The following is a 25,171-nucleotide window of genomic DNA, read 5'->3' on the forward strand; positions in this document are numbered from 1 at the left end:
TTAATCTCCCGAGACTTGCCCTGAAAATTGGCGGTCGGCGCGAAACTCTTTCGCTACAGCGATCAACCGCGCAGCGGAATTGGTGCGGCTGGCGATGGTTCTGAATTGAAAACTACCTTCCGCCTCGAGGCTGGTCAATTCATTGCGCCAGTCTTCTCCCTTCAAAAAGGCGCCAATCCCCCCTTTCCACAGAACTTCTTGCGACCAGGCGACGAGTTGCGGCAGAGGCGCCAGAGCGCGCGCGCTCACGCCTTCGATTTTGCCGACGAGAGCGGGCAGTTCCTGCTCGATTCGTCCGACATGAACAATGGCAGGGGCTCCTGTTTCACGTGAAACAGCGCGCAGGAAGGCGGCCTTGCGCTGGTCGCTCTCGATCAGGTGAACCACTGCCCCTTCTCTCCCTTTCAGCAGCAGAGCTGTGACCATGCCCGGAAAACCGCCCCCAGACCCCAGATCGGCCCAGCACAAAATATCGGGGAACGAAGCGGCGATCTGCGCCGAATCGGCGAAGTGCCGCAGCCAAAGCGAGGGCAACGTCTGGGCCGATACCAGATTGATTTTCTTCTGCCAGGCGCGCAGAAGCGTTTCGTAGATATCGAGCTCAGCGGTCACGGGGCGCAAAATCGGACAAAGATCGAGAGCCATCTCCCGATCACTCTGGGCGGCGGACCTGCTCATGCCCGTCTCGCCCTCGCCGCCAGAAGAGTCAGGGCCGCGGGGGTCATGCCTTCGATACGCTGAGCCTGTCCGATGGTTCGTGGTTTGAGGAAGGCGAGCTTGCACCTCAGTTCGGCCGACAGCCCGGAGATCGCCCCGTAATCCAATTCCGGCGGAAGCGACAATTGCTCATCGCGCCGGAAGGCCTCGATATCGGAAGCCTGCCGATCGAGATAGACCGCATAACGCGCGTCGATCTCAACCTGAGCTCCGGTCGCGGAGTCTATCGCCCCAAGCTCCGGCCAGATGGTCCGCAAACGATCCAGCGTGATCGCCGGAAAAGACAGCAGCGCAAAAGCGCTGCGCCGCTGCCCATCCTGATTCACCGCAAGCCCATGACGCGCGGCCGCTGATGAACTCAGACTCAACCCGGAAAGCAGCCGCCTTGCTTTTTCCAGCCGCGCCGCCCTGTCTTTAAAATGATCGGCCCGCTCCTTACCCACACAGCCGATAATCACACCGCGCGGCGTGAGTCTCTCGTCGGCATTGTCGGCCCGGAGAGAGAGTCGATATTCAGCGCGGGAAGTGAACATGCGATAGGGTTCGCTGACGCCCTGGGTCACGAGGTCGTCGATCATGACCCCGATATAGGCTTCCGCCCTATCGAACAGCACCGGCGCCATATTGCCGACCGACGTCGCGGCGTTGAGGCCGGCGACAAGACCCTGGGCTGCAGCCTCCTCATAACCCGTAGTGCCGTTGATCTGCCCCGCGAAGAACAGTCCTTTTATTTTCTTGGTTTCGAGCGTCGCGAGAAGTTCGCGAGGGTCGATGAAGTCATATTCTATGGCGTAGCCGGGACGTAAGATTCGAGCTTGCTCCAGACCCGGCACTGAATTGATGAAGGCCTGTTGGGTGGTTTCCGGCAGAGAGGTCGAGACGCCATTGGGATAGATGGTGGCGTCGTCCAATCCTTCCGGCTCCAGAAAAATCTGATGTCCATCGCGGTCGCCAAAGCGCGTGACCTTGTCCTCTATCGAAGGACAATAACGCGGGCCCGGGCCCGAGATAGCGCCGGTGCGCATCGGCGATAGATCCAGATCCTTTCGAATGATCTTGTGGCTCTCGGCCGTGGTCCGAGTGATATGGCAGGCGATCTGCCGATTGACCACGACCTTGGTCAAAGACGAAAACGGCTCTGGCTCGGAGTCGCCCCATTGTTGCTCGAGCTTCTCCCAGGCGATGGTGGTTCCGTCCAGCCGCGGCGGGGTTCCGGTTTTCAGCCGGGCCACCGAGAAGCCCGCGTTGCGGAGGCTCGCCGCGAGGCCGATTGCGGCTGGATCTCCCATACGGCCGGCAGGGATGCGCTTGGGTCCGATATGGATGACGCCGTCGAGGAATGTGCCGGTCGCGAGCACGACCGCGCCCGCCTCGATAAAACCTACGTCGAGGCGAACGCCGATCACCCGCCCCTGCTCGATCAGGAGATCCTCGACCGAGGCTTGCAGAAGCTTCAGCCCCGCTGTTCCGGCTATGGCGGCCTGCATGGCCTGGCGATAGAGCTTGCGATCGGCCTGGGCGCGTGGACCCCGGACTGCGGGCCCCTTGGAGCGATTGAGGACCTTGAACTGAATTCCTGCAGCGTCGGCGACTCGCCCCATCAGGCCGTCCAGTGCGTCGATCTCTCTAACCAGCTGCCCCTTGCCCAACCCGCCTATGGCCGGATTACAGGACATGGCGCCGATAGTCTCGCATGAGTGGGTGATGAGCGCGGTTTTTGCGCCGAGCCTCGCCGATGCGGCTGCGGCCTCGCAGCCGGCGTGGCCTCCCCCTATCACCACAACGTCAAAGGCTCGCGCCTGTTTCACGTGAAACAATCCTTCACTTCCCGATGCAAAAACGGGAAAAAACCGCGTCGAGAACCTGCTCGACCTCCACCGCGCCGAGAATCCTCTCCAACTGCCGCGAGGCCAATCGGATGTCTTCAGCAACGATCTCGAGCGGTTTATCCCGAACCATCGCACCTTCCAACAGGCTTCGCGCGCTTTCGATCGCCGCGCGATGACGCTCCCGGATCAGCAGAGCCGTTTCTCCGCCACCTAAAGCCTTATAAGCTCTCTCAGCGATCGCGTGGCAAAGCGCCTCGACTCCCTCCCCGCTCACCGACGAGATCGAAATTACGCCCGGAGCCGTTTCCGCTATGTCGGCCTTGGTCCCGATCCTGATGACTTCTGCATCCCCACCCAAGGACGGAACCGGCGCGCGCCCCCCTTCGGATAGCCATAAGATCAGATCGGCCTGCCCGGCGCGCGCCCTTGTGCGGGCGACGCCGATCCGCTCGATCTCGTCTCCGCTGTCCCGCAGGCCGGCGGTGTCGACCACGATCACCGGCAATCCTTCGAGATCCAGCTGCACCTCGATCATGTCCCGGGTCGTTCCGGGCAGTTCCGACACTATCGCAACTTCCCTTTGCGCAAGGCGATTCATCAAAGTGGATTTCCCCGCGTTGGGCGGTCCGAGCAGCAGGACCAGGAACCCTTCGCGCAGTCGTTCCGCGGCCGGCGCAGCCTTCAGCGCCTCCTCCATCTGGAGCAGCATCGGCGCAATAAGCCCGGTGAGCGAATCGATTGAAAAAACTCCAACGTCCGATTCGTCGGCAAAATCCAGCTCGGCCGCCGTCATCGCCTGCGCCCCGATGAGAGTCGCGCGCCACAGCTCCATCCTCTCCCGGAGTGCGCCCTCGGCCACCCGCAGCGCCTGGCGCCGCTGAAAAGCGGTCTGGGCGTCGATCAAATCCGCCAGACCCTCGGCCTGGGAAAGATCCATCTTCCCGCGCAGAAAAGCCCGCCGCGCAAATTCCCCGGGCTCCGCTGGCCTCAAGCCGCGAAAGCGCGCCAGCATCGACAGGACGGCCTCGACGATCGCCCGCCCGCCGTGCAGATGCAGCTCGGCGCAATCTTCTCCGGTTGCAGAACCAGGGGCAGGAAAATAGAGCGCCAGACCGTGGTCCAATATCTCCAGAGTCTGCGGATCGCGAAAATAAGCGTAATGGGCGTGACGCGCCTTTAGAGCGACGCCGGTCAGCTCCTTCAGCGTCGATCCCGCCTCAGGCCCGGAAAGGCGCACGACCGCGACCGCAGAACGGCCGGCCCCCGTCGCCAAAGCAAAGATAGTATCCGCTGGCATTCTCGACCTCACCCTGGCGCGCTCACCCGCGAACGGAACCGTTCGAGCCTGAAGAAATCGCGCCGGATCACGTTGGAGCGCATTCATCGCAAATGCGCGTCAATTTTTATGGGATGCGCCACCAAGGATTTGGGGGATTCAGCCGCAAAATTGCAAGACCCATATCGCCATCGCCTCGCCTTAAGAGGCCATGCCCGCGAGCCGAGCCGCCCGCCCGACGTCTCATCCTGAGGCGCTTTTTGTGGAACGCAAAAAAGTCTCGAAGAATGTTCCAGCAGACGCGGCAGTCGACCGCCCTTCGAGACGCCCGCTGCACGGGCTCTCAGGGCGAGGGGACTTATTTTCTCGATATGGCTGCTCCCGAGCAGATCAACTGGATTTCGTATCACAACGAACCGTGCAGCTTATCCAAAAGAAAGGGGCTCGCGAATGCGCTTCGCGAGCCCCTTGCATGTCGTTTCCGGGACTTGTCGTCGTCCGGGTCAGGTGTTCATCGAATCGAAGAACGCGGCGTTGCCTTTCGGCGTCTCGCGCAATTTCCCGAGCAGGAATTCGATCGCGTCCACCGTGCCCATCGGGTTGAGGATGCGCCGCAGCACGTAGGTCTTTTTGAGGATATCGGTCGGAACCAGCAATTCCTCCTTGCGGGTGCCGGAGCGCGTGATGTCGATGGCGGGGAAGACGCGCTTGTCGGCCACCTTGCGGTCGAGGATGATCTCGGAATTGCCGGTGCCCTTGAATTCCTCGAAGATCACTTCGTCCATGCGCGAGCCGGTGTCGATCAGGGCCGTCGCGATGATGGTGAGCGAACCGCCTTCCTCGATGTTGCGGGCGGCGCCGAAAAAGCGCTTGGGACGCTGCAGGGCGTTGGCGTCCACGCCGCCGGTGAGAACCTTGCCGGAGGAAGGCACCACAGTGTTGTAGGCGCGCCCTAAACGCGTGATCGAATCGAGCAGAATCACCACGTCGCGGCGATGCTCGACCAGGCGCTTGGCCTTTTCGATCACCATTTCGGCGACCTGCACATGCCGGACCGCCGGTTCGTCGAAGGTCGAGGAGACGACTTCGCCGCGCACGGAGCGCTGCATGTCGGTCACTTCCTCGGGACGCTCGTCGATCAGCAGAACGATCAGATAACATTCCGGGTGATTGGTGGTGATCGACTGGGCGATATTCTGCAGCAGAACGGTCTTGCCGGTGCGCGGCGGGGCCACCACCAGCGCGCGCTGGCCCTTGCCGATCGGCGCCACGATGTCGATGACGCGGGCCGAAAGCTCCTTGCGGGTGGGATCGTCGATCTCGAGCTTGAGGCGCTCATTCGGATAGAGCGGCGTGAGATTGTCGAACGGTACCTTGTGCCGGATCTTCTCGGGCTCCTCGAAATTGATCGTATTGACCTTCAGGAGCGCGAAATAGCGTTCGCCCTCCTTCGGGCTGCGGATGATGCCCTCCACGGTGTCGCCGGTGCGCAAGCCGAATTTGCGGATCTGGGAGGGGGACACATAGATGTCGTCTGGGCCCGCGAGATAGTTCGCGTCGGGCGACCTCAGGAAGCCGAAACCGTCCTGAAGAACCTCCACCACGCCTTCGCCGACGATTTCGACGTCGCGGCTGGCGAATTGCTTCAGTATTGCGAACAGCAGCTCCTGCTTGCGCAGCAGCGAGGCGTTCTCGACCTCGTGCTCTTCCGCAAAAGCCAGCAGCTCTGCAGCGGTTTTCGATTTAAGTTCTGAAAGTTTGATTTCCCGCATGGGGAGAAGCCTCGAATAGATAGGCGAGCGGATTGAGCGGAGAGATGGCAGGAAAGAGGGGAGATCGACACCCTATGCGTCGGCTAAAGACCGGCGGTCGCGACTGCAACATTCTGCCTTCGGGTGAGACAATTGTGCAATAAACGCTTTTCGCGCCGAGCGCAAGACGCAAGGCCCTCCCGCGAAGAGAGATTTGCCGCCCAAGGCCGATCGTGGGCTCCGCTACGGCTCCGACGACGGCCGGAAAGCGCCGTCGGCTTAACGGCGCGGTCGCGCGCACCCGGGCCATAATCGATCGCAAAGCACGGTTCAGAACGGCTTCACGATCACCAGGATAACGATCGCCATCATCAGCACGGTCGGGACTTCGTTGTAGAAACGATAGAATTTCGGATCCCGGACGTTGCGGTCTTCCGCAAATGCGGCGACCAGCCGCCCATTGTAGAAGTGCACTCCGGTCATCAGCACGACCGCCAGCAGCTTGGCGTGAAACCAGCCGGCGTGAAAAAAACCCGCCTCGAAGGCCAGCGTCAGTCCGGTCGCCCAGGCGAGCAGCATCGACGGGATCATGATGATGCGGAGCAGCTTGCGCTCCATCGTCTTGAACAGCTCCGACTGCCCGCTCCCGGCCGGAACCCCGGCGTGGTAGACGAAGAGCCGCGGCAGGTAGAACATGCCCGCCATCCAGGCGATGATGGCGATTACATGCAGGGCTTTGATCCAGAGATACATTTTGATCCCTTATGAAAATCGATTTTCCGATGAGCGCACGCGGGCGACCAGCCGCTCGACATTCTCGATCGGCGTTTGCGGCAGAATGCCGTGGCCGAGATTGAAAATATGCGCGCAGTCCGAAAAAGCCGCCAAGATGTCGTCGACGCCCCGATCGAGCGCTTCGCCCCCGGCGAGCAGCGCCAGCGGATCGAGATTGCCTTGCAGCGCCGTGCGTCCTGCGCCGAGGCGCGCCGCCCACACGGGGTCCTCCGCCGTCTCCAGCCCATAGGCGTCTGCGCCGAGGCCGTCGATAAGCTCAACCAGATGGGTCCCCGCCCCTCTGACGAAAGCGATGATCGGCGTCTGCGGACGCTCCTTCTTGATCGTCAGCACCATTCTGCGCAGCGGCGCGAACACCCATTTGCGGAACTCGGCAGGCGGCAGCACCCCCGCCCAGCTGTCGAAGATCTGAACCGCCTCCACTCCCGCTTCGATCTGCCGGAGGAGATAGGCGGCGGAAGCATCGGCGAGGAGCCCGATCAGCCGTTCGAAGGCTTCCGGATGCCGGTAGGCGAACAGCCGCGCCGGCGCCTGATCCGGCGTGCCGCGGCCGGCGATCATGTAGCTCGCCACCGTCCAGGGCGCGCCGCAAAAGCCGATGAAGGCGGTTTCGCGCGGGAGGGCCCCTTTCACCCGGTCGATGGTCTCGAACACGGGATCGAGACGCGCGAGGTCGATGCTCTGCTGCAGGCGGGACAGCTGCTCCGGCAGCTCGATGGGCTCCAGCTTCGGCCCCTCGCCCGTCTCGAAGGAGACTTTTTGCCCCAGCGCATCCGGCACCACCAGAATGTCGCTGAAAAGAATGGCGGCGTCGAAACCGAAGCGCCTGATCGGCTGCAAGGTGACTTCCGCGGCGGCGGCCGGCGAATAGCAAAAATCGAGAAAGCTTTTCGCCTTCGACCTCAGCTCGCGGTATTCGGGAAGATAGCGTCCGGCCTGGCGCATGAGCCAGAGCGGGGGAACCGGGGTTTTGTTTCCGCTCAGAACAGACAGCAGCGGTTTTTGTTCGTTCATGTGCTGGCCCAATGCGGGGTGACGGCCCAGTGCGGCGGCGCGAGGGCCCTGACCGACTGCGGAGGAAGCCGCTTCGGTTTGCGGCGGAAAACGTGGACAGACAACGGCCTAAACCGGATGAAAGTAAAAAGAAAGAGAATACTAATAAGATATTAATGTTTCTTATTGGCACGCTCGAATCGTTGGTAAACTTTTCTTAACGCTTTTTTCACAGCTTATCCCACGGTGGAAAATCCCCCAGCCCTTCCTGTGAAAATGTGGAAAACTTTATAATTTTGTGATTTATCAGTGTCTTACGGGATATGCGGCTTTCCCTTCCGTAACAACACGTAGACGGCGCCCGTTGAACAACGTTTCCGGTCGGATTCCAACCCAGAGCAAAACGCCTGTTGAAAGATCGCCCGGCTTATCCGAAGCCATACAATCCGCCCTGGTTTCGGCTTTGATTTTTCCCCATTATTCCACTTTCTCCCAGGCGCTGTGGACGGAGCCCTCGTGACCTCGCAAAACACCAAAGCTTCGGGCGCAAAGCTGTGGCGCCGCGATCAACCTCTGATTCTGGCCTCCAAAAGCTGGGGCCGGCGTCTCGTTCTCCAACAGACCGGCATTCCCTTCGATTGCGTTCCCGCCGAGATCGACGAGCGGGCGCTGGAACGCGAAATTCGCGCCGAAGGGGGCGGTCCGGACGCGGTGGCCCTGGGGCTGGCGCGGGCCAAGGCGCTGCAAATATCCGCGGGATCGCCCGACTGCTTCGTCCTCGGCGCCGATCAGGTCGCGAGTTGCGAAGGACGGCTGTTCGGAAAGCCCAAGGATCTGCCGGCGGCGGCGGAGCAATTGTCGCTTCTTTCCGGGCGCGTCCACCGGCTGCATTCCGCAGTTGCGCTGGCGCGCGGGGGGATCGTAGGATTCGAGACGGTCAGCCACGCCGATTTGACCATGCGCCCCTTGAGCGCGGATTTTTTGCAGGCCTATCTCGGGACGGTCGGCGAGGCGGCGCTCGGCAGCGCCGGCGCCTATCAGATCGAGGGACTGGGCGTTCATCTTTTCAGCGAGATTTCGGGGGATCACTGGACCATCCTCGGGCTTCCCCTGCTGCCGGTGCTGGAAGCCTTGCGGCGCGAATCGGCGCTCGCCGGCTGACCAAAGGATATTCGCGACATGATTCTCGTCGGCCTTACGGGGTCCATCGGAATGGGCAAATCGGCAACGGCCGAAATTTTTCGCAGCGAGGGAGCGCCTGTCTATGATTCCGACCGGCTCGTGCATGAGATTTACGCCGGCGCCGCAGCGCAGGAGATCGAAAAGGCTTTTCCCGGTTCGACCCGGGAGGGCGCGGTCGACCGCAGTCTTCTCTCCCGCATGGTCCTGAACGATCCCGAAGCCATGAAGAGGCTTGAAGCCATCGTGCATCCGCTGGTCTGGGAGGGGCGGCGCAAATTCCTCGAGGAGCAGGAGCGCCTCGGGCAGGACGTGGCGGTGCTGGACATCCCCCTGCTGTTCGAAACAGGGTCGGAAAAGGACGTCGACAAAATCGTCGTCGTGACGGCGCCGAAATCGCTGCAAAGGGAAAGAGTGCTGGCCCGCCCCAATATGACCGAGGAAAAATTCGAGGCCATTCTGGCGCGGCAGACGCCCGACGAAGAAAAACGCCGGCGCGCCGATTTCATTATTCACACCGACAAGGGATTTGACGCCGCGCGCGAGGAGGTCCGCGCCATATTGCGGGCGCTTCGCCCCGAGAAAGAAGGAAACTGCTGATGCGCAAGATCGCGCTGGATACGGAGACGACCGGGCTCGATCCTTCCAAGGGCGACCGGGTGGTGGAGATCGGCGCCGTCGAGATCGCCAATCTCATCCCCACGGGGCGCGTCTTTCACGTCTATATCAATCCGGAACGCGACATGCCCGAGGAGGCCTTCAGGGTCCATGGGCTTTCCGCGGAATTTCTCTCCGGGCACAAAAAATTTGCGGAGATTGCTGCGGATTTCAACGAATTCATCCTTGGCGCGGAACTCATCATCCACAACGCCGAATTCGACGTGCGCTTCCTCAACGCGGAATTGTCGCGGCTGAGCCTGCCCGGGATAGATTTATCGAGCGTCACCGATACATTGGCGCTGGCGCGTCGCCGACATCCGGGCGCTTCGAATTCGCTCGACGCCCTGTGCCAGCGCTACGGCGTCGACGCCTCGCGGCGCGAGAAGCACGGGGCCTTGCTCGACGCCCAGCTCCTCGCCGAAGTCTATGCGGAATTGATGGGAGGGCGCCAGGCGGCGCTGTCCTTGAGCGTCGAGAGCAGGGTCGTGGCGAAAACCCAGCAAGGCCTGCTCAAAAGTCGGCCCCAGCCTCTGCCCCCGCGGCTCACCGCCGAGGAGGCCGAGGCGCACCGGGCCTTCGCCCGCACGATCGGCAAGACCCCGCTCTGGGGCCGCTATCTGGCTTTGGAGGAAGGGTAGGCTTCTCGAACGCTCGACGCGTTCGTCACCCAGCGTGTTTTCATGTTTCACGGAAACATGAAAACACGCTGCGTTTCCCACGCCGAACCCGTGTCCGCTTCGGCTGGAAACGCTTCAATATGCGAGGCGCTTCAGGCCGTCGCGCCGGCGTCCACCGTCAGCACCGTGCCGGTGATGTTGCGGGCGCGGTCGTCGAGCAGATAGCCGACCGCGCTGGCGACATCCGAAGGCTCGGCGAGACGGCGCAGGGCGGCGCGGCCGGCTATCTTCGCCCGGTCCCGCTCGTCGAGCGAGGCGGTCATTTCAGTGGAGATGAAGCCGGGCGCCACGGCGTTGACCGTGATCCCGAGCCCGCCAACCTCGCGCGCCAGCGATTTGGTGAACCCGACCAGAGCCGCCTTGCTGGCTCCGTACACGCTCAGCCCGTTATAGCCGGTTCCGGCGATAATCGAGGAGATATTGACCACCCGGCCTCCGCCCGCCGCCATCATCTGCCGAACGACATATTTGGTCAGCACGATGGGAGAGGTCACGTTGAGGCGCAGCAGCTCCTCGATCTGTGAATTATGCATGGTCGCGAGAAGCCCCTCGGTTCCGCAGGCGGCGTTGTTCACGAGGCCGAAAGGCGGGCCGTATTTTTTCCTGATCGAGGCTGCGAGGCCGGGCAAGGCGTCGATATCGGAAAGATCGAAGGGTTCGAAGCAGAGCGCGCCTTCCGGCGCGTTCCCCATCTCTCGGCGTAGATCGTCGCTTTCGCGCCGGGCCACCGCGACGACGCGGAATCCGTCGCCGACGAGGCGCTGCGCCATCGCGAGTCCGAGGCCGCGGCTTGCTCCAGTGACAATGACGTTACGCATGGTTGCGGGCCAGCTTTCCACTCGCGAGAACCTCGATATGCGGGACGAACCTCATTACCGCGGGGACCATATGGCGCGGGAGCTGCGCCCGGCAGCTCTCGAGGATTTCCCGCTTCGTTTCCTCGTCGCCGTCGGCCGCGTCCTTCAACACGACGTCGGCAACGACGATGTTTCCGCTGATCGGATTGCGTCTTGCGCCGACGCGGGACATCCTCACCCTTTCGTCCGCATTGATGACGCGCTCGATTTCTTCCGGATGGACCTTGAGGCCGCCGATATTGATCACGCCGGCGCGGCGGCCCTTGAAGAAACAGCGATCCCCTATCCGTTCGACCATGTCGTCGGTGTCGACGAAGCCGTCCTCGGAAAGCAGCTTCAGATCGTCGCGGCCGACATAGCGCGCCGCGGTGCGCGGCGAACGCAGGTGTAGCGAGCCGTCGCGGAGGCGAAGCTCGACCTCTCCGCACCCGTCCAGGAAAGACGCCGGAAATCCTTCCATTTCGTCGGTCACTTCGAATCCGACGCCGGCCTCAGTCGAGGCGTAGGCGTGGACGATGCGCGCCCCGGGATAGGCCTCGCGCAAGGCGGAGAGGATCGCGCGATCGGCGATCTCGCCCGAGAGGCGAATATATTCCGGCTCCAGCAGCTTGCGCCCGGGATGCATCAGAAGCTTGCGCCAGTGCGAGGGCGTTCCCGACACATGTGTGACGCGGGCCGAGCGGCAGCGCAGGATGAATTCATCGAGCGTTTCTTCCGCCTCGGCGATCAGCAGGACTGCGCCGGACACGCAGGCGCGCAGGAAAATCTGCAGGCCGCCGTAGCGGCGAATATCGTAAAAGGTGGCCCAGACCGGAGGCCGGGCGTCGCCGGGAGCTTTGATCGCGCCGAGAAGGCTGGCGAGACTGTGGGCGACCAGCTTGGGAGCGCCCGTGGTGCCGGAGGTCGGTAGCAACCACTGGCTGTGCAGCGGCGCCGAACACGCCGACTCATCCTGGCGGGCGCTGCAATCTGCGATCTCCGCCACCGGGCGCGGGACACCGAAGTCTTTTTGCGGATCGTCGCTCGCGACGACCTCGACATTTGCCTGTTCAATGGCGCTGGCGAGGCGTTCGGCTGTAAAGTCCGGCGGGCAGATGACGAGGCGCGCGGCGAGGCCGTCGAGCTCCACCAAGGCCCGGGCGGCCGCGAGCTGCGAGCGCGCGCCGATCAGAACCGAGCGGCCGGCGAGCGCCGCGGCTCCGCGGACATGACCCCGCGGGGCGTCGCCGAGGAGCGACCCGGCCGCCGTCTCGAAACGCAGGCCGGGCCCCGAGCGGAGGAGCGCGCGAAGGGTTTCAGGCGGGGCGGCGTTCATAAAGTTCGATAAACTCGCCGAGTGTGGTCGGAAAATAAACTTCTTCGGACGCGGTGAAGGGATCGACCCCGAGCTCGTCCTCGAGACGCGCGACCAATATCGCGAAACACAGCGAATCCAGCCCGGATTCGGAAAGAAGGAGCTTGTCGTCGAGCGGCGCGATTTTCTTGTGCTGCTCGGCGGCGATGTTTTGAATCTGTGAAGTGATCGTTAATCTTATAGACACGTATCGGTCCCGCCGTTCTCAGAGTTTCAATAGTTTTCTTTTTTTGTCTGAGCCGTGCAAGCTGTTCGGAAATTGATGGTGAACAAATGACCGGCGATATGGCTCCTCGCATTCGGTGCCGCTTGATCACCGAGGAGGACGCCCCTGAAATAACCGGGCTGCTGGCCCGGGGATTCCCTTCGCGACCGAAAGAATATTGGTCTCGCGCGCTCGAAAGGCTTGCGCAGCGGGAGACGCCGCCCGGCTGTCCCCGCTTCGGCTATATGCTCGAATGCGGGGGGACCGCGGTCGGCGTGATCCTGATGATATTCTCCAAAGGCCGGGACGGGGGCGCCGCCAGGGCGCGCTGCAACATCTCCAGCTGGTATGTCGATCCGCGCCATCAGGGCTACGCCTCGCTTCTGATCGCCGCAGCGGTGCGCCTCAAAGACGTGACCTATATGAACGTCTCGCCCGCGATCCACACCTGGCCCGTCATCGAGGCTCAGGGGTTTCGGCGCTATTGCTCCGGGCAGGTCGTCTCCATCCCCGCCCTCGGCCCATGGGCGCCGGGAGCCGGCGTGCAGGACTTTTCAAGCGACGAGGATTACGGCCCCTCCCTGACCAGCGCAGAAAGAAACATTCTGGAGACGCATCGCAACTATGGCTGCCTTTCCCTCGTCGTCCGGGAAAAAGGAGAGACCCATCCTTTCGTCTTTCTGGAAAGGCGTCTGTTTTCCGAAGTCCTGCCCGCGCTGCAACTCATCTACTGCCGGGAGCTGAAGGACTATGTGCGTTTTTCGGGAGCGCTCGGCCGCAGGCTGTGGCGCAGGGGTTATTTCGCCGCGATCGTCGATTCCGAGGGAAAGCCGCCCCGAACGGTAGGGCTTTATCGCCCCGAGCGCGGACCGAAATATTTCAAGGGCCCGGAACGCCCGCGCATCGGCGATCTGAGCTTCTGCGAATCGGTCGTCTTCGGCCCCTGAGAAACCAACCGCCCGACAACCAGCTTCAAAGAGCGCATCATGACGCAAGGACATGCAACCGCGGCGCAGGCCCTGGTCGATCAACTGATCGTCAACGGCGCAGACCGGATTTTCTGCGTTCCGGGAGAGAGCTATCTTTCGGTTCTCGACGCCTGCTACGAGCGCAAGCTCGCAATAACGGTGTGCCGCAACGAGGCCGGGGCGGCGATGATGGCCGACGCTTACGGCAAAGCCACGGGCCGGCCGGGAATCTGTTTCGTCACCCGCGGCCCGGGGGCCGCAAACGCCTTCGGCGGCGTGCTCGTCGCCCAGCACGACTCGACGCCCTTGATCCTGTTCGTCGGCCAGGTCGAGCGTTCCTTGCGCGAGCGAGGGGCGTTCCAGGAAGTCGATTACGAAAGGATGTTCGGCGGCGTCGCGAAATGGACTGCCGAGGTCGTCGAGGCCGGCCGGATGCGGGAATTCGTTTCCCGCGCCTATGCGGTCGCCGCCGCCGGACGGCCGGGACCTGTGGTCCTTTCTCTTCCCAAGGACATGCTCGACGAAAAAGCGGAAGGCCCGGCCTATCCGCCCCATCGGGACATTGAAACCGCGCCCGGCGCCTATGAGATGCGCGAATTGGAGCGGCTGATCGCCCAGGCGCAGAAGCCGGTTTTCGTGCTCGGCGGATCCCGCTGGGATCAGGACTCCCGGCGCCTGATGCATGAATTCGCACGGCGATTCGCTGTTCCGGTCGCGACCAGCTATCGGCGTCTTCCCCTGTTCGACGCGCTCGACCCGCATTACGCCGGAGATCTCGGGCTCGGCGCCAATCCCGAGCTTGTAAAGCGGGTTCGGGAAAGCGACCTGCTGGTCCTTGTCGGCGGGCGTCTGGGCGAGGTTCCCTCGCAATCATATCGGCTGCTGGATATTCCGATTCCAGGCATGAACTTTGTTCATGTCTACCCCGAGGCGGAAGAATTCGGCCGGATCTATACGCCGAGCCTCGCCATTCACGCGACGCCGCGCGCCTTCGTCAAGGCGCTCTGCTCGCTGCGCCCGCCCAAAGCTCCGGCCTGGGCCGGGGAGACCGCCCGCGCCCATGAGGCCTATCTGGAGTTCTCGTCGCGGAGCGAGCCTTCCGCCGAGGTCGATCTCGCGCGGGTCATGAGCTGGCTGAGCGACAATCTCCCCGAGGACGCCATCATTTGCAACGGCGCCGGCAATTATGCGGCCTGGATCCATCGCTACTACCGCTTCAGGCGCTTCGCCTCCCATATCGCGCCGACCTCCGCGACCATGGGTTACGGCGTGCCCGCCGCCGTCGCCATCAAGCAGCTTTTACCCGATCGTCTGGTGCTCTCGATCAACGGCGACGGCGATTTCCTCATGAACGGTCAGGAATTCGCGACCGCCGTTCAATATGATCTGCCCATAGTCGCGATCGTCTGCGACAACGCCAGCTACGGCACCATACGCATGCATCAGGAACGCAGTTTCCCCGGCCGTGTGATCGCAACGGATCTGAAAAATCCCGATTTCGCCGCCCTCGCCCTCGCCTATGGTGGCTTTGGCGCGACGGTCGAGCGCACCGACGATTTCGCCCCGGCCTTCGAGGCCGCGCGCGCCAGCGGAAAACCCGCCATACTGCATGTGAAGATGGACCCCGACCGCATCACGCCGACCGCCGGCCTGACGGCGATCCGCGAGGCCGCCCTCGCCGGGAAAGGGTGAGCGCGGTCTCCAGAGCGCGAAGCGGTTTTTGGAAAAGAAAAATGCTCCGTCAATGAGATCCGGGGCGCGTTCGACTGCGTTTAAGCCGAAGGCGCGTCTTCGGCGGTCGCCCCCTCCCCATCTTCGTCCGATCGCTGTTTTGCTTTCTCCGCCGTGATTTTGACATATATCGTTATACGATATAATTCGACTGGAACACGGATGCTTCCATCGGGGCGGGGCCTTGACCCCCGAGACCCCCGCTCACGCGAAGCAGGTCCTGCCGGAAGACGCGCCCACCACGGCGCCATCGGAGCGAGCGATGATCGCCGACGAGAAGCCCCTGCGCGGCTGGCGCCTATGGTTGTTCACTGCTGTGCTCGCTCTCGGCACCATGGTCGTCTTAACCAACGTGCCCGGCTACACCATCACCGTTCCCTATGTCTCCGGCAGCCTGGGCGGCGTTACGCCGAGTTTCGGCGGCTGGGCGACGACCGACCACATGGTCGGGCTCGCGCTGGGCCTGCCTTTCGCGCGCTGGCTTTCGGCCCGTTTCGGCGATTACCGGGTCTATGTCGTCGCCTTCCTGCTCTATGCAGCAGCAGCCTGGATTTGCGCCACCAGCGAAACCCTGTGGCAGTTCCTGCCGGGGCGCATCGTGCTCGGCTTCATCGGGGGCGTGACGCTTCCCCTCGGCCAATCGCTCGCGCTGCGGGAGTTTCCGGAACAATCCCGGACCCTCGTCGTCGGATTCTGGGGCGTCCTGAGCATGACGCCCTTCACCATCGGCGTTTTCATCGCCGGCTGGTTCGCCGAATTCATGAGCTGGCGCGCTCTGTTCTACACCGACATCATTGCGGGCGCGCTGATCGCGGGCGTCGTCGGCGCTCTGCTTTACGGACGCGGCTTCAGCGCCAGGATCGTGCGTTTCGACCTCATCGGCGTGGCGCTGCTCACGGCCGTGGTTTACGGCCTGCAGACCATCTTCAACATGGGCAATGATTTCGACTGGTTCGCCTCGCCCATATTGCAGACGGCCCTCGTCGTGGTGTCGATCGCCCTTCCCGCTTTCGTGATCTGGGAGCTCGGCGAGCGCAACCCGGCGCTCGACCTGCGCCTGTTCCGGAACCGCAATTACGCCATCGCGACCTTCAGCTCGGTATTCGGCTTCCTGGTCATCCAGGGCCTGCTGTCGATATTGGTGAGCCAGCTGCAGGTGCTCAACGGCTATTCCTCCTCGCTCGCGGGCCTGGTCTATCTGCTGATGTTCGCGGTCGCAGGGCCCATCGTCGCCATTCTCCACGAACTCAACAAGACGGTCGACGTGCGGCTGGTTTCCTTCTTCGACTTCCTGGGACTTGCGGCGACGCTGACCTGGTTCGGTCTATTCGACCGATTCGCCTGGTTCGATCAGCTTTCCTGGCCGGTGCTGTCCTTCGGCGTCTTCATCGCCCTGTTTTTCGCGCCGCTCGCGAGCCTCGCCATGCATGGGCTCTCGGGGTCGAAGCTGATCCGCGCCGCGGAGGAACTCGCCTTGTTGCGCACCGTTGCGGGGGCTTTCGGCATTTCGCTGATCGCAGTGGTGCAGTTCCGGCGGACGCCTTTCCATCAGCTGGGTCTCGCGGACCACCTCGGCGGACGGCGTTTCGCCTCGCTGGACCTCGTGTCGCAATTGACCGCCAAACTCGAAGCCGCCGGCGTCATGCCCGCCGCGATCACCCGAGAACTCGGAAACCTGATGCGCGAACAGTCCTCGCTGCTGGGGATGAACGACGCCTTTCTTCTCGGCGCGTCGGTGTTCGTCGCGCTGGCGATCCTCGTCTGGTTTGCGCATCCGACCCTCATCGCCTTCTGGAGGCGCGGGGATCGGGCGCATCTGCAGGCCGAGGAGCTCATGGAGTCGCCATGATCGTCATTGCGGAAAGGCGGCGAGTGTTGCATCCGTCATGAATATATCGTAGCACGATGATATCGCTCAGCCATTGCGGGCGGCGCCTCGTTCTTCCCGCGACAGACAGACACGAAGCGCATGGTCGGGCTCCGCGCCGACACGGCGCTTTTCGATGCTGGGCATTCGCGTTCCTCGCCGCAGAAAGGGCTCCGGGAAGCGCCGCATCAAAAAAGAATGTGAGAACGACAACCACTCGATCCGCAGGAAGTAATATGACCGCAGCTTTGACCGTCGCAGCGCTATGGGTCGCGCTGGCCTTGATCGCAGGCCTTCTTTCCTACTCGTTCAGGGTGTCCGCCGCCCTGATGGAAATCGTCATCGGGGTCGTCGCCCAACTCTTGCTCGGTCCGGAGATCATGGGCGCCGACGCGAGCTGGATCAAGTTTCTGTCGACCGTCGGCGCGGTGCTTCTGACCTTCCTCGCCGGCACCGAAATCGAGCCCGAGGTCCTCAAGCTCAAATGGAAAGAGGCGGGCTCCGTCGGCTTCGCCAGCTTTCTGGCTCCCTTTCTGATCTGCGCCGGCGCCGCCCATTTTCTGCTGGGATGGGGCGTCATGGGCAGCTGGCTCGCGGGTCTTTCGATGTCGACGACATCGGCCGCTGTGATCTATGCGGTGACGCTGGAATTCGGCTTCAACAAGGTCGAATATGGCAAGACGCTTCTCATCGCCACCTTCGTCACCGATGTCGCCACGGTTCTGGCGCTGGGCCTCACCTTCACCCCGTTCACGATGAAGACGCTCACGGCCGTGTTCATCGCGGTGGTGGTTCTGCTGGCGCTGCCGAAGATCGCGACTCCTTTCTTCAGGCAGTTCGGCGGACTCTTGTCCGAGCTGGAGACCAAATTTTTGCTCCTGTGCCTGCTCGGCATGGCCGCTCTGGCTACATGGGCCGACAGCGAGGCGGTGCTGGCCGGCTATGTCGTCGGCATGGTGCTCGCCGGCAGCGTCGGCTCCAACCACGAGCTCATTCGGCGGCTGCGCACATTGACCTTCGGCCTGCTGACGCCATTCTTTTTCATACTCGTCGGGTCGCTGGTTTCAGTGCCTGCATTGATAGCCGCGCCGGGCGCGACGATTTTCTTCTTCGTGACCAAGGTGCTCACCAAAACCGCGGGCATCTTTCCGGTGGCGAAGCATTTCGGTTCGACGACCAGGGAGGCGATGTACACCAGCCTGATCATGTCCACCGGGCTGACTTTCGGCACGATCGCGGCGCTGTTCGGCCTCAAGCACGGCATCATCGACGCAGGTCAGTATTCGAGCCTCGTCGCCGCGGTCATCACGACGGCCGTGATACCGACCATCGTCGCCAATATCTACTTCCTGCCGACCCACCTGCTCCCGAAAGCTCCCGAGCAAGAGAACCAATAGATTCGAGAGAAGGCCACACATGTTCGCCAAAATCCTGAACGCCAACGATGGTTCCGAGACCGCCTTCCGCTCCTTCTCGCTGGCGATGTCGCTCGCCAAGCGGGACGGCGCCGAGCTGCACATGGTTTGCGTGGAGGAAATTCCCTACATGCCCGAATTCGTGCAGGAGGTGGAGGTCCTCGACGACAAAACGGCGCGCCGCATCGATAAGCTCCTGCAGCAAGCGCAGGCGATGGCGGAAGCCGAGCAGGTGAAGCTCGTGACCCATGTGCTGAAAGGACATCCCGTGCGGGATATCGTCAGGCTCGGGGAGGAGCTGAAAGCCGATCTGATCGTGATCGGCGCGGTGGGACATTCCGCGCTGTATGAGCGGCTGATCGGGAGCCGCGCCGATCGCATCGTGCAGCTCGCCAAATGCCCGGTGCTCGTCGTGAAATAGGACGATTTCCAAAAAACGCCGGGACCGCGAATTTGACGGTCTCGGCGTTTCGCCACCGGGCTCCGCGTTGGATCGGGGCGTCGCCTCCGCGCCGATCAGTTCGCGCGGAGTTTCGCGCTCACTATCCTGCATTCAATTGAGCGTTCGCTGATGAAACGAGTTCTGCGCTACGGGGCCTGTCTCATGTGCCTCACACAGAGCGCCGCCGGGCAACAATATGAGTCCGGGGGAGGCCATTCCTATCTTTCGGGGGAAACCGCCAACCCTTACGCCTATCAGCGACATACGGAAGATCGGTCGTCGGATTACGGGTATCGGCATCCCGCCAACGGCTACGCCTATCCCTATGAGGATGGCGAGCATTATTCACCCTATGCGTATGATCGGTTCCGCGGCTATCGGGATCGCTGATCGGACATATCCGCCTGCGTCGATCCGTCACACTCAACGTCCTTGCGTTCAACGCCGAAAAACTACATCGTATTACGATGTATATTATCCGCGTCGGGGCGCTAAGCCGCTAAACCGATATGGGTTCATGTGGCGGCGAATGCGCGCCAACTCCTTTATCATGCGCGCTTTCCTTTCGGTACAACAATTCCGGCAGAACGAGAGGCGCGTCGCTTATGGAGAACATCACTATGAAAACGATCCAAGGCAAATCCGATCGTGTGCGGGCCGCCATGGCGGCGGGTGCGATCACGCTCGGAATTTTCTTCGTCACGCTGATCGCCAAAGGCTTCGGCTGATATCATGACGAAAGCCGGCTCAAGCGCATTCGGTACAAATCGAGCCGAACGCGCTTCGAGATCATAGATTTGGCTTACGGAGTTTTTCGCGACACGCCTTGTCTGATGACTGTGCGCAAGGGAAGCGCTGCGAGAGCGTCGTCGCTCTCTCGGCGCCGAGGAGGCGCTGATCCTTCGGAGAAGATCTCTCCGTGGACCTCCGATCAAAAACGCCGTCGCGAAGGATTCCCGGCCGTGGGTCCGTAGGGGAACGCAAGCGCCGACATTTAAGCAAACTTAACTTGAGTCGGCCGCCCGCTGAATTACCTTCGTCTGATATCGCACGTCGAATATAGAGAGGCCGTCATGAAGCTCAGCAGCGCAGCAGTGCTTGCGATCCTGGTCGGTTCTTCGACCCCCGTCTTCGCGCAATTCCCGATCCCCCCGTCCCCGCCGCCGGAACAAACCGGCATTCACTGCCAGGACTTCCGTCAGCTGTCGAATGGAGCCTGGACCCCGGTCAGGCGAGTGACGCTGACCGCGCCGCAGGGGCCCTTCACCGTCGAGCCGGGAGAATCCTTCGGCATCGAGACCGGAGGCCATCTCTTCAACCTGAGAATCGCCCGAATACTGAACGACCAGTGCCGGTAAATCCGGATTCGGACCGTTTATGGGGCGAAGGTTTCCCCCCGGGCCAAAAGCGTAAGCGCATTTGCGCTTCGGTCAAATATCCGCGCGATCGCCGCTGCTCGCGCCGATCTCTCGGCGCGAGCGGTAAACCGGTCGAGCGGGCCGCGTCACCAGTCGATCTGCGTGCGCACCAGGAAGGTGTTGGGGTGCGCGCCGTTGAGATAGGGCTGGCTGTAGGGCGCCGCGAGCGCCATCACTCTGGTCCAGTTGGCCATCACGCGCACGCCCGGTTCGGCGTACCAGTTGAGGCCGACGGTGACGTCCTGTTCGCGTCCGCCATTGACCCCGGAGTTGAAAATGAGGGTCTTCGCCTTGGTCGTAGGCGCCAATGCGATCAGATTGGCGAATGTGCTTCCCTGATACGGACCGCTGTTCAAATCCACCTCGCTGTAGCGCGCGGTGAGCGCCCAGGCTCCCCAGCCGCCCTGGCTGAGCGGATGCTTGATCTGGATTTGCCTGAAGCTGCCTCCGCCGGAATTGTTGTCGACCTGATAAGCGGCGGCCTTGGACTCCCCGGTCAGGAAATATATCCCCGACACATAATAGCCGCTGTAGTTCAGCGAGGAGCCGCCGGGGGAAAGAATCCCGGCCAGATTGGCCTCGAGAATGCGCGAGTTGTCGCGGTTGTACTGCGCATTCATATATTCGGCCTGGATAGACGCCGGCCCGAACACGGCGACGCCCTCGAGGCCGTAGCCGAGCAGGTTTTTCACGCAATGACCGGCGACGGCAGGGTTGCCCGCTATGCCATAGGCGCCGCAGGAAAGGTCGGGCGTGCCGAGAAGATTCGTCTTCAGCACGTTGCTTTCCATATAGGTGTTGGCGCCCGGCGTCAGGACGCGGTCGTCGTTGCCGGCGGTCGAGTCGTTGGGACGATGATAGCGGCCCGAGGCGCCGAAATGCAGCAGGCGATCTTCCGACCAGATCGGCGCGTAAGTGGCGCGAGCCGTCACGTCGAAATACTGGCTGCCGCCCGTGGAGATCCAGCCCGCCTTGGAAGGAACCCAGAGCGGGACCGGATAGTCGGCGGTCGGCTTGAGCGCTGCGTCTTCGACGCTGGTGCTGCTGAGGGCCGCCTTGAAGGTCCAGTTGGCGCCGTGGGTCAGAGCCGCGACGCCGACATGGCGGGCGGCGCCGAAAGTATCGGACATCAGCGAGCGCTCGATGAAGTCGATATAGTTTTTGGAGCCGGTGCGCTCCATGCCGTGAGGCAGGTAGAAATTGCCGATCTGGATTTCGATCGGATTATCGAGGAAGGGCGGCTTGAGCCCCGGATGTATCAGGGCGAGATAGGCGTCGCGGATGCCGCCGACCGCGCCGACCGTCGCGGCGTTGCTGCCGCCGACGAAATCGTACTGGAATTTATATTCCCAGATGCTGCGCAGCCGGCCTTCGACCTGGAGGCGCGCCTGGGTGAGATTGGCGGTCTCCGAAAGGCCTTTCTCAGGTTGGGTGGATCCGCCGCCATCGACATAAATGCGGCCGCCCAGATGAAAGGAGTCGGCGTGGTCGAGCGACTGCACGGAAAGCCCGTGGCTCAAGTCGATGAAGAACGGAAGCGGCGCGTGGCCGGAACCGCTTTTCCCCGGTTCGACGTCGCGCGAGGCGTCCGCAACCTTCCTTTTGTGGGTTTCGGTGCGGACTTCTTTCAGCTTGCGGTCCTGCTCGGCGGTCTTTCCCTCGTAGCGGTGCAACTGCGACTTCAGCGATTGGACCTCGCCGATGGTCTGTTCGAGTTTTTTCTTCAGCTCACGGATTTCGGCCGCGGTGTCGTCCGCCCGCGCCGCCTGCGTTGGCAGGAGCGCAAATGCGCTCAGCGCGGCGACGGTAAGTGGTTTGCCTTTTCCTGAATGTTTCAATTTTTGCCCCAACGATTGCGCCGCTGCGGAAAACCTCCGCATGCGCTCAGCTCGCGCCCAGAAAAACCCGAGTCGGCAACAAAGTCAAGTCGATCTATAGACTATAGGTGGTAGGTGAACTCCTGTCGCCCGCAGAATAGGCCGAACGGCCTCAGGCAACATTCGCGGGCGCTCGATCGAAAACAAGAGGAGGCCTCGTCAGCGACAGCGACTGTCGAGGATCTCGGCGACCTTCACCCCATAATTTGTTGTGCCTCCAAGCTGGATCCTGAAAATCTCGCCCGCTTCGACAGCAAAGGGGCCGTGGGGCCCGTAGATCACGCTGGGATGGACAGCGACCCATGCGCCGTCTTGCCTGAGGCGGAAGTCGGCGCAGGAAAGGGTCGCCATGCTTGGCCCAGGCTGGGCGGCGGCTGCGCCCAAACCAAGCTCCAGGACCACAAAGGCGAGCATTAAAAGCCTGGTGCGGATCATCGACGACTCCCGAAAAAAGCGCCTCATGGAGCTCGACCGGCTCTGTTGGACAAGGGAACAAATGGCGCGCTTCCAGCTGTTTTCCAATCGTTTTTCGAAAGGGAAACCCGCAGGTCATGTTGTTCGTCTCCCGGAAAAAGCAGCTAGAAATCCTGCGGGCGCGCAAACTTAATACTTTTTCATTTGTATATGACAGCCATATGACACACGATTTCAGAATAGGCCAAAGCAGGGGCTTTGGGGGGTGCGCACGACTGAATAGGGAGCAAAGACTATGATTGGACGTTCAATTCGCCATGTTTTTCCCGCGGTCGCGGGGTTCTTTCTCGTTTTGTCCTTCGCCCCGGCGCATGCCGAAGAGAGCGCGATGGACGCCTGCCGCAGATGGACAGGGAATGGCGGCGGCGAGCAATATAAGTGCTTCGACTGTCTGAGGGCCGTCGGCGCCGGACCCAATGAGCACTGGGTCAATACATGTGCAAATGAAACGCAGCCCGGCATGCCCCGCCCGGGGTGGATCTCCCCCTTCGACTGACGGATACGACTTCGATCGGTGAACGCTGCGCCTGAAACAAAAAAACCTCCGGCCGCGCGGGCCGGAGGTAAGTTGCGGAAAGCGCAGGCTTAACCAGCCTGCGCGGCGCCTTCAAATCAGTTGAAGGGTATGTAGCGAAGGCTGGTGAAGAACATGTTCTCGGTGCCTTTGTAGGCGCCCGAGTAGCCCGTGAAGGAGTCCTTGACCGTGTAGGAATACTGGGCGCCGACGCGAATCTTGCCGGCCGGGCCGTCATAGAAGTTATGCCAGAAGCCCGTGGTGACCTGGCGCACGTCCTTGATCTGACCGACGCAGGTGGCGGTGGTCGGACCTTCGAAGGCGCAGCCGAAGTTGTTGTAGGCCGGGTTGCCGTAGCCATAGGCGTAGACGCCCGGAACGGTGCCGAACACGGTCTTCGGCCAGGCGGCGAAGGTGTAGTTCTTGCTGGCGAACTCGCCGCCGGCGAAGACATAGACGTCGGTCGCCGGGGTCGGATGGGCGGTCACGCCGACCATGACCTGGCGCTCGTGGATCGGCTGGGCGCCGCCGCTCCAGGTGAAGGTGGCGTCGTTGATCTGCGCGGCGCCGTAGCGGCCGTTGCCGAGACCGCTCACGCCCGAGAACTGGAAGTCAAGCAGCTTCGGGATGATCGGGATGATGATGCCCGCCTCGATGTTGGAGCCCCAGGTGGTGTGGTTGCCCCAGAAGACGCGATCGGTGAAGTTGCGCAGCATGCCGCCGACTTCGACGTGGATCGTGCGGTCGAATAGGGTCGGATCCCAGGCGACCTTGCCGATCATGTCCGGAACGCTGCCGTAGGTGACCGGGTTGAGCGAGTTGTAGAGAGAGCCGCCAACCGGGCCGACATTGTACAGGCCGGGAAGCGAGCCGCCCGAGCAGGTCGCGCCCGCGACGACGGCGGTGGCGCCGGCGAGACAGGGGCCTTGATGACCCAGGAAGTCCGTGCCCACCCCGATATAGGTGGTCTGGAAGTTTTCGATCGCGAACGCGGCCTCGATGTCCTTGGTGACTTCCTTGCTGATGCGCACGCCGGGCTGACGCGCCCAGGTGAAGCCCGGCATGTACTGGTCGTCGATGACCGGCGGGGTGAGGAAGGTTGCGGCTTCCGTTCCGCGCGAGTTCAGGCCGATGAGCGAATAGGCCTGACCGGCCGAGACGTGCAGACCGAGGTCCTTCCGATCCACCTGCGTATAAAGCTCGCGGAAGCGGAAGTTGAACGAGTCGCTCTGGTTGAGGTTGGCGGTCTGGCCGGCGCCGAGGAAGTCGGTCGCGAGATACATGGTCGCGTGCGTGACTTCGTCGAGATCGGCGTCGGTCTTCAGCGTAAAGCGGCTGCGGCGGGGCGAGAAGCGGGTCTCGCCGTTCTTCGAAGCCCCGCTCGCCGGATAGGGGATGTTCTGGAACGGCGTGGCGATGTCGGCGCCGATATAGTGGTCGCGGTTCACAGTGGCGAATTCGAAGAAGCCGCCGGGGGTGATCGTGACCGCTTTGTAGTAGAACTTGGCCGGCCAGGGAGCGTCGCCGTTGGAGCCAATCGGATGGACGTCGCTGATCACGCCGGCCTGACCCTTGGCGTGAGCGACGTGCTCGACCTCCTGCTGGGTCTTCTTCTGGGCCTGAGCCTGAGCCTCGAGCTTCTGTTCCAGGTGGCGCAGCTGAGCCTTGAGGGCCTGGATCTCGGCCTTGGTGTCGTCCGCGAGAGCCGGAGCGCAGAAAGCAGCGAAAACCGCCGCCGAAGACACGCCCGCGAGGAACTTTGTCAGCCCCTGACCGCCAGCGCGATTTTTCACTGTAACATCCATTACTTACCCCCCATTCGCGGAAAAAATGCGAGCGCGCGGCTCAATCCGTGCGCGAAGAGGTAGAAGCGCTACATGACGCTTTTGTAACAGTCGTGTCTCAAACCTTTGTTTTGACTAAATTTGGGCTTGGTGTTGCGCGAATGCCACGCCTTCGGTCGTGTTCAGCGGAAATGCGGCCTGACGATTAAATACATTCGTATACAGTAGCTTGTGGCGCAACGTGGCAATTGCATGTCGATTCCGCAGCGACACCGTAAACCTCGCGTAATGCCGAAGCCGAGCATTAACCATTCGCGCGGCCCCTCGGCCCCCGGCGTTCCGATCCTTCCTTGGCCGCCCGGAACGGCTTCGCCATCAAGAGTTCCAG

Annotated in this window: 22 protein-coding genes; 10 read left to right on the forward strand and 12 right to left on the reverse strand. The window is 62.2% G+C overall.

Annotated elements, in window-relative coordinates; genetic code table 11:
• The 6 genes from H2LOC_RS16035 to hemE all read right to left on the reverse strand — a co-directional run bounded on the left by H2LOC_RS16035 (nt 1) and on the right by hemE (nt 7,382).
• A complete protein-coding gene (locus H2LOC_RS16035) occupies nt 1-678 on the reverse strand; it encodes a 16S rRNA (guanine(527)-N(7))-methyltransferase RsmG (RefSeq protein ID WP_136497974.1) in 678 nt (225 codons plus the stop codon).
• The gene (gene mnmG, locus H2LOC_RS16040; RefSeq protein ID WP_136497973.1) at nt 675-2,525 is read right to left on the reverse strand and encodes a tRNA uridine-5-carboxymethylaminomethyl(34) synthesis enzyme MnmG; all 1,851 of its coding nucleotides are present in this window, start codon (nt 2,523-2,525) and stop codon (nt 675-677) included. The genes H2LOC_RS16035 and mnmG overlap by 4 nt, the downstream gene beginning before the upstream one ends.
• A gap of 13 nt (nt 2,526-2,538) precedes the next feature.
• Nucleotides 2,539-3,843 (reverse strand): tRNA uridine-5-carboxymethylaminomethyl(34) synthesis GTPase MnmE, encoded by a 1,305-nt coding sequence (gene mnmE, locus H2LOC_RS16045; protein WP_136497972.1) that lies wholly within the window; start codon nt 3,841-3,843, stop codon nt 2,539-2,541.
• Between the two features lie 482 nt (nt 3,844-4,325).
• Complete coding sequence (gene rho / locus H2LOC_RS16050; RefSeq protein ID WP_136497971.1) at nt 4,326-5,594, reverse strand: transcription termination factor Rho; 1,269 nt, start codon at nt 5,592-5,594, stop codon at nt 4,326-4,328.
• A gap of 309 nt (nt 5,595-5,903) precedes the next feature.
• Nucleotides 5,904-6,326, reverse strand: coding sequence for a protoporphyrinogen oxidase HemJ (hemJ, locus tag H2LOC_RS16055; RefSeq protein ID WP_136497970.1), 423 nt, complete (start codon nt 6,324-6,326; stop codon nt 5,904-5,906).
• A 9-nt stretch (nt 6,327-6,335) separates the two neighbouring features.
• Nucleotides 6,336-7,382 (reverse strand): uroporphyrinogen decarboxylase, encoded by a 1,047-nt coding sequence (gene hemE / locus H2LOC_RS16060; protein WP_136497969.1) that lies wholly within the window; start codon nt 7,380-7,382, stop codon nt 6,336-6,338.
• Between the two features lie 495 nt (nt 7,383-7,877).
• Here hemE and H2LOC_RS16065 point away from each other — a divergent pair, with 495 nt between their 5' ends.
• Genes H2LOC_RS16065 through dnaQ form a run of 3 tightly spaced genes read left to right on the forward strand, consistent with a single transcriptional unit; the run spans nt 7,878 to nt 9,838 of the window.
• Nucleotides 7,878-8,522, forward strand: a complete 645-nt coding sequence (locus tag H2LOC_RS16065) for a Maf family protein (RefSeq protein ID WP_246206863.1) — start codon at nt 7,878-7,880, stop codon at nt 8,520-8,522.
• An 18-nt stretch (nt 8,523-8,540) separates the two neighbouring features.
• Nucleotides 8,541-9,140 (forward strand): dephospho-CoA kinase, encoded by a 600-nt coding sequence (coaE, locus tag H2LOC_RS16070; protein WP_154331689.1) that lies wholly within the window; start codon nt 8,541-8,543, stop codon nt 9,138-9,140.
• Nucleotides 9,140-9,838: a DNA polymerase III subunit epsilon gene (gene dnaQ, locus H2LOC_RS16075; protein ID WP_136497967.1), complete on the forward strand. Its 699-nt coding sequence runs from the start codon at nt 9,140-9,142 to the stop codon at nt 9,836-9,838. The genes coaE and dnaQ overlap by 1 nt, the downstream gene beginning before the upstream one ends.
• A 131-nt stretch (nt 9,839-9,969) precedes the next feature.
• Here the strand turns inward: dnaQ and H2LOC_RS16080 are convergent, their stop codons facing one another.
• Genes H2LOC_RS16080 through H2LOC_RS16090 form a run of 3 tightly spaced genes read right to left on the reverse strand, consistent with a single transcriptional unit; the run spans nt 9,970 to nt 12,275 of the window.
• On the reverse strand, nt 9,970-10,695 hold the full coding sequence (locus H2LOC_RS16080; RefSeq protein WP_136497966.1) for an SDR family NAD(P)-dependent oxidoreductase: 726 nt from the start codon (nt 10,693-10,695) through the stop codon (nt 9,970-9,972).
• Nucleotides 10,688-12,049 (reverse strand): AMP-binding protein, encoded by a 1,362-nt coding sequence (locus tag H2LOC_RS16085; RefSeq protein ID WP_136497965.1) that lies wholly within the window; start codon nt 12,047-12,049, stop codon nt 10,688-10,690. Before H2LOC_RS16085 ends, H2LOC_RS16080 begins: the two co-directional genes overlap by 8 nt.
• On the reverse strand, nt 12,030-12,275 hold the full coding sequence (locus tag H2LOC_RS16090) for a phosphopantetheine-binding protein (RefSeq protein ID WP_136497964.1): 246 nt from the start codon (nt 12,273-12,275) through the stop codon (nt 12,030-12,032). Before H2LOC_RS16090 ends, H2LOC_RS16085 begins: the two co-directional genes overlap by 20 nt.
• 98 nt (nt 12,276-12,373) lie before the next feature.
• Between H2LOC_RS16090 and H2LOC_RS16095 the strand changes: the two genes are divergently transcribed.
• The 7 genes from H2LOC_RS16095 to H2LOC_RS16125 all read left to right on the forward strand — a co-directional run bounded on the left by H2LOC_RS16095 (nt 12,374) and on the right by H2LOC_RS16125 (nt 20,074).
• The gene (locus H2LOC_RS16095; protein ID WP_136497963.1) at nt 12,374-13,240 is read left to right on the forward strand and encodes a GNAT family N-acetyltransferase; all 867 of its coding nucleotides are present in this window, start codon (nt 12,374-12,376) and stop codon (nt 13,238-13,240) included.
• Nucleotides 13,241-13,279: 39 nt separating this feature from the next.
• A complete protein-coding gene (locus H2LOC_RS16100) occupies nt 13,280-14,953 on the forward strand; it encodes a thiamine pyrophosphate-binding protein (protein WP_136497962.1) in 1,674 nt (557 codons plus the stop codon).
• Between the two features lie 223 nt (nt 14,954-15,176).
• Complete coding sequence (locus tag H2LOC_RS16105) at nt 15,177-16,841, forward strand: MFS transporter (RefSeq protein ID WP_202620478.1); 1,665 nt, start codon at nt 15,177-15,179, stop codon at nt 16,839-16,841.
• Between the two features lie 254 nt (nt 16,842-17,095).
• Nucleotides 17,096-18,256 carry a cation:proton antiporter gene (locus H2LOC_RS16110; protein WP_136497961.1) on the forward strand — a complete coding sequence of 387 codons (1,161 nt, stop codon included), beginning with the start codon at nt 17,096-17,098 and terminating at the stop codon, nt 18,254-18,256.
• A gap of 19 nt (nt 18,257-18,275) precedes the next feature.
• Nucleotides 18,276-18,695 (forward strand): universal stress protein, encoded by a 420-nt coding sequence (locus tag H2LOC_RS16115; RefSeq protein ID WP_136497960.1) that lies wholly within the window; start codon nt 18,276-18,278, stop codon nt 18,693-18,695.
• 150 nt (nt 18,696-18,845) lie between these two features.
• Nucleotides 18,846-19,106 (forward strand): hypothetical protein, encoded by a 261-nt coding sequence (locus H2LOC_RS16120; RefSeq protein WP_136497959.1) that lies wholly within the window; start codon nt 18,846-18,848, stop codon nt 19,104-19,106.
• A gap of 683 nt (nt 19,107-19,789) precedes the next feature.
• A complete protein-coding gene (locus H2LOC_RS16125) occupies nt 19,790-20,074 on the forward strand; it encodes a hypothetical protein (RefSeq protein ID WP_136497958.1) in 285 nt (94 codons plus the stop codon).
• A gap of 146 nt (nt 20,075-20,220) precedes the next feature.
• On the opposite strand, the gene H2LOC_RS16130 is transcribed toward H2LOC_RS16125, so the two are convergent.
• From H2LOC_RS16130 to H2LOC_RS16140, 3 genes are all read right to left on the reverse strand, one after another.
• Nucleotides 20,221-21,972, reverse strand: coding sequence for an OprO/OprP family phosphate-selective porin (locus H2LOC_RS16130; protein ID WP_246206864.1), 1,752 nt, complete (start codon nt 21,970-21,972; stop codon nt 20,221-20,223).
• A 198-nt stretch (nt 21,973-22,170) separates the two neighbouring features.
• Nucleotides 22,171-22,446: a hypothetical protein gene (locus H2LOC_RS16135; protein WP_136497956.1), complete on the reverse strand. Its 276-nt coding sequence runs from the start codon at nt 22,444-22,446 to the stop codon at nt 22,171-22,173.
• Between the two features lie 651 nt (nt 22,447-23,097).
• Nucleotides 23,098-24,792, reverse strand: a complete 1,695-nt coding sequence (locus H2LOC_RS16140; RefSeq protein ID WP_136497955.1) for a hypothetical protein — start codon at nt 24,790-24,792, stop codon at nt 23,098-23,100.
• Nucleotides 24,793-25,171 lie beyond the last annotated feature (379 nt).

This window comes from Methylocystis heyeri, from assembly GCF_004802635.2.
GTDB lineage: Bacteria > Pseudomonadota > Alphaproteobacteria > Rhizobiales > Beijerinckiaceae > Methylocystis > Methylocystis heyeri.